The sequence below is a fragment of the Frankia sp. RB5 genome (assembly GCF_059816245.1).
In genome coordinates this window covers 1-4,681 of the sequence record NZ_JCBATA010000128.1, presented here as the reverse complement: position 1 = coordinate 4,681, position 4,681 = coordinate 1, and the positions used below count along the sequence as shown (strand labels likewise).

General features: G+C 73.8%; 4 protein-coding genes. 2 read left to right on the top strand and 2 right to left on the bottom strand.

Annotation, left to right across the window (positions count from 1 at the left end; all coding sequences use genetic code 11):
- Nucleotides 1-179: 179 nt before the first annotated feature.
- Nucleotides 180-1,157 (bottom strand): 16S rRNA (cytosine(1402)-N(4))-methyltransferase RsmH, encoded by a 978-nt coding sequence (gene rsmH / locus AC6EXY_RS32995; RefSeq protein WP_101829788.1) that lies wholly within the window; start codon nt 1,155-1,157, stop codon nt 180-182.
- A gap of 262 nt (nt 1,158-1,419) precedes the next feature.
- A complete protein-coding gene (gene mraZ, locus AC6EXY_RS32990; RefSeq protein ID WP_101829787.1) occupies nt 1,420-1,851 on the bottom strand; it encodes a division/cell wall cluster transcriptional repressor MraZ in 432 nt (143 codons plus the stop codon).
- A 497-nt stretch (nt 1,852-2,348) separates the two neighbouring features.
- Here mraZ and AC6EXY_RS32985 point away from each other — a divergent pair, with 497 nt between their 5' ends.
- Both AC6EXY_RS32985 and AC6EXY_RS32980 read left to right on the top strand, forming a co-directional pair.
- Nucleotides 2,349-3,377 (top strand): AAA family ATPase, encoded by a 1,029-nt coding sequence (locus AC6EXY_RS32985; protein WP_101832566.1) that lies wholly within the window; start codon nt 2,349-2,351, stop codon nt 3,375-3,377.
- Nucleotides 3,378-3,385: 8 nt separating this feature from the next.
- A complete protein-coding gene (locus AC6EXY_RS32980) occupies nt 3,386-4,573 on the top strand; it encodes a DUF58 domain-containing protein (protein ID WP_499842473.1) in 1,188 nt (395 codons plus the stop codon).
- Nucleotides 4,574-4,681 lie beyond the last annotated feature (108 nt).

Here is a 4,681-nt window from a genome sequence, read left to right as displayed (position 1 = left end):
ACCCTCGTTCCCTACCCGACGCTCTTCCGCTCTCGTCCGCACCGCGGTACCCCGCGGCGCCCCACCGGACCGCCCGGGCGCGGCCGCCGACACGCCACCCGCGCGTCCTGCGGCCCGCGGGCCGGCGCCCCGGCCGCCACCGGGACGCTCTGCCCGGGAAAGCGGCTGCGCGGGAGCGGTCACGATGCACCTCCGGTGGGGGACTGGGCGCGGCCCGGGTTCGGCGCCGTGCGTTCGGCCGCCCGCAGGCGGACGGACGCCGCCCGCGGGTTGTCGGTCTTCTCGGTGTCACTCGCGGGCTCGGCGCCGCGGGTCAGCCATCGCATCCGCGCGACGGCGTCCGCCGGCACCACCGGCATGTCCGGCGGGACGAGCGTCTCGGCGTACGGCTGCAGCTGGCGCTTGACCAGCCGGTCCTCCAGCGAGTGGTAGGACAGGACGATCAGGCGGCCGCCGATCGCCAGCGCGTCGAACGCGGCGGGCAGCGCCCGGGCGAGCACGTCCAGCTCGGCGTTGACCTCGATGCGCAGCGCCTGGAACGTCCGCTTGGCCGGGTTGCCGCCGGTGCGCCGGGCCGGCGCCGGGATGGCGTCCCGGACGAGGTCGGCGAGGCGCGCCGAGGTGGTGAACGGCGCGGTGGCACGGGCCGCGACGATCGCCTCGGCGATGCGCCTGGCGAAGCGCTCCTCCCCGTAGTCGCGGAGGATCCGGGTCAGTCGCCCCACGTCGTAGCCGTTGACGACGTCCGCCGCCGTCGGCCCGTGGCTTGCGTCCATCCGCATGTCGAGCGGGGCGTCGCGGGAGTAGGCGAAGCCGCGGGCGTCCGTGTCGAGCTGCAGCGAGGAGACACCGAGGTCGAACAGCACCCCGTGCACCCGTGGCTGGCCGAGCCCGGCCAGCACCGCGCCGATCTCGTCGTAGACGGCGTGGACGAGCCGTACCCGGTCGGGGGCGAGCCCGCGCAGCCGCCGCTCGCTGTGCGCGAGCGCGTCGAGGTCCCGGTCGAGGCCGATCACCTGGAGCTCGGGGAACTCGGCGAGCAGCGCCGCCGTGTGGCCACCGAGACCCAGCGTGGCGTCCACGACGACCGCACCCGGCGCGCGCAGGGCCGGGGCGAGCAGTTCCAGGACGCGTCCGGTCAGCACTGGGGTGTGCATCGCGTTCAGTGCTGAGCCTCCTTGACCGCTCGTGGGCCTCGTCTTCAGATGTGCTGACGGACTCGTCCCGGCGCGGTGACGATCCGGGCGCGCAGCACGGACCTCACCACCGATGCGGCGAACCCTGCGACCCGGCGAGTCCGGCACCGCCGGCCGACCTCGCCCGCCGTCCGCCGGCCGCCGGGGAAGGGGCGGCCGGAGGTGCGGGCGCGGCGCGGACCGAGCGAGGGCGCGGCGTGCGGGGCGCGGGATCCTGGGCGGCTCAGATGACTCCTGGCAGGACCTCCTCGGACAGCTCGGCGAAGCTCTCCTCCTGGCTGTCCAGATAGGTCTGCCAGCGCTGGGCGTCCCAGATCTCGACCCGGGTGTTGGCGCCGTTGACCACGCACTCGCGGGTCAGGCCCGCGTAGGTGCGAAGCGGGGCGGGGATGGTGATCCGCCCCTGTCGGTCCGCAACGTCATCGGCCGCGGACGAGAAGAACACGCGGCTGTAGTCACGCAACGCCTTGGCGGTGACCGGAGCGGTGCGCAGGGACTCGCTGATCCGGGTGAACTCCGCCATCGGGAAGACGTACAGGCATCGTTCCTGACCCTTGGTGATCACAAGCCCCCCCTCCAACTCGTCGCGGAACTTCGCGGGCAGGGTCAGCCGCCCTTTGTCGTCGAGCCGTGGCGAGTGGCTGCCGAGAAACACGGCGACCTCCCTGCCACTGACCTGGGAGGACGGTGCCTGGACACCCCGCGACGGTCACCCGAGAGCTCCCGTCCCCCACTGTGCGCCACTCTACCCCACTACCCCCCACCCCACACCCCCTCAACACCCCGCGTCACCCCACCGAAACCACTCCGCCATCTGCCGCGCGCGATGCCCACAGTGTCCGTGGTATAAACCGCTCGAAATAGGTAAAAAGGTCTCGTGCCGGACAGGCGAAATCCCCGGTACCAGACGCGGGACCGACACCTGTGAGGGAGACATCACCCCGTCGAGGCATCATCGCCGGGGCGGTTCACGGCATGTTTCCTTGACCACCGTGGCCTACGCACCCTCCACGGATGTCACACTCGGGAGGGACGGACCGCTCCACGGGACCGGACCCAAGGGACGAGGCCCCACCAGGCCCGGCTCCGCTCAGCCCGACGCCCAGCCCGGCGTCGTGGCCCGACGATCGACACCCGGAGGGGGGCCCACTGGTGGTGACCGACCCAGGTCTGCTCCACTGGCGTGACCCGGTGGCCGACATCGGTCATCTCACCACCATCGCCGACCGGGTCCGGGAGTCGGTCGAGACGGTCATCGACGGCAAGGTCGACGCGATCAACACCGCGCTCGTCGTGCTGCTCTCCGAGGGCCATCTGCTCATCGAGGACGTGCCGGGCGTCGGCAAGACCATGCTCGCCAAGGCGCTGGCCCGCTCCATCGACGCCCGGGTGCGCCGCATCCAGTTCACCCCGGACCTGCTCCCCAGCGACGTCACCGGTGTCAGCGTCTACAACCAGGGCACCCGGGACTTCGAGTTCCGCCCCGGCCCGGTGTTCGCGAACATCGTCGTCGGCGACGAGATCAACCGGGCCGAGCCCAAGGCGCAGTCGGCGCTGCTGGAGTGCATGGAGGAGCACCAGGTCACGGTCGACGGGGTGACCTACCGCCTCGAGTCGCCGTTCATGGTCATCGCCACCCAGAACCCGGTGGAGATGGAGGGCACCCGGGCGCTGCCCGAGGCCCAGCGTGACCGGTTCACCGCGCGGATCTCGATGGGCTACCCGTCGCCCGCCGCCGAGATGGCGATGCTCGACAGCCACGGCAACGCCAACCCGCTGTCGGGCATCTCCCCGGTCACCGACGCGGCGGAGATCGCCGGCCTCATCTCGCTGGTACGTACCGTGCACGTCTCCCCCGAGGTGCGCCAGTACATCGTCGACCTGGTCGGCGGCACCCGGACCCATCCCGACATCGCGCTGGGCGCCTCCCCGCGCGCGGCGCTGCACCTCATCCGGGCCGCGCGGGCGCGGGCGGCGCTCGAACAGCGGGCCTTCGTGCTGCCCGACGACGTCCAGGAGATGGCCGTCCCGGTCATGGCCCACCGCCTGCTGCTGCACCCGGAGATCATGCTGTCCGGGGAGCCGACCACCGACCTCGCCGCCCGCATCCTCACCGACGTCCTGCACCGGATCCCGATCCCGCGGCCCGGCGGGGCACGCCCGCTCCGGCACGGCCGTTAGAGATCGGTGTGCGGGATTTCGTCGCGGCGCTGCGTGGGCTGACGATCCGCGGCCGGTCGTTCCTGGCCGCCGGGGCCGCCTGCGCCGTGTCCGCGCTGGTCCTGGGCGAGCAGGATCTGCTGCGGATCGGGCTGCTGATCGCCGGCCTGCCGGTCTTGGCGGCCGCGGTCGTCTCCCGGACCCGCTATCGGCTGTCCTGCACCCGGCGGCTGGAGCCGCGCCGGGTCACCGCTGGTGACCGCGTCAGCGTGCGCATCCAGCTGGAGAACGTCAGCCGCTCGCCGTCGTCCGTGCTGCTGGTGGAGGACACCGCGGGCGCCGGCCTCGGCGGCGGCGCCCGGTTCGTGCTCGACCGGATCGAGCCGGGCGGGCGGCGCGACCTGTCCTACGCGCTGCGTGCCACGGCCCGCGGCCGCTACCAGATCGGCCCGATGGCGATCCGCATCGGTGACCCGTTCGGCCTGTGCGAGGTGTCGCGCAGCTTCCGCAGCCTGGACGAGCTGATCGTCGCCCCGGCGATCGAGCGGCTGCCGGCGACCCGCCCCCGCGGGTCGGCCAGCCTCAACGCCGACCAGCGCCGGGTCAGCGGCCTCGTCGGCGTGGACGAGACCACCACCCGCCCCTACCGCTCCGGCGACGACCTGCGCAAGGTGCACTGGAAGACGACCGCCCGCTCCGGTGAGCTGATGGTCCGCCGCGAGGAGCACCCGCAGACCAGCGCGGCCTCGATCCTGCTCGACACCCGGGCGCTGGCCTGGCCCGGTGGGCCGGGGGCGGACGCGTTCGAATGGGCGGTCAGCGCCGTCGGCGCGGTCGGGCTGCATCTGGTCCGCGGCGGGTACAAGGTGCGCCTGGTCACCGACCGCGGCCCGGTCACCTCCATCGCCGGCACGACCGTGGGCGGCCTGCTCGACGAACTGTCCGTGCTGCTGCCGGCGGACGTCCCCTCGTTACAGCCGGCGCTCACCGCGCTGCGCCGGCCCGCCGGCGGCGGGGACGCGGGTGGGATGGTCGTCGCGGTGCTCGGGCGGGCCGAGGCGGGCCTGACGAGCGCCCTCATCGGGCTGCGCGGGTCCGGCGCCCCCGCGGTCGCCATCCTCGTCGACATCACCACCTGGGGCGACGCGCCGCCGAGCGCGGCCACCGACCTCGCCGCGGCCCGCACCGCGCTGGCCCGGGCCGGCTGGGCGGTCTAGCGACTCGCCGCCGACGCCCGCGCCGCCGGCCTTGGTGCCGTCCACCTCGCGACCAGCGCCGACGGCCGTCACCGGCTGCGCAGCGCCGTGCAGGCCGGGATCAGCCAG

Bases quoted from the DNA above. Each gene is read 5' to 3' on its own strand.
- rsmH (WP_101829788.1), bottom strand. From the start codon at position 1,157: ATGCACACCCCAGTGCTGACCGGACGCGTCCTGGAACTGCTCGCCCCG.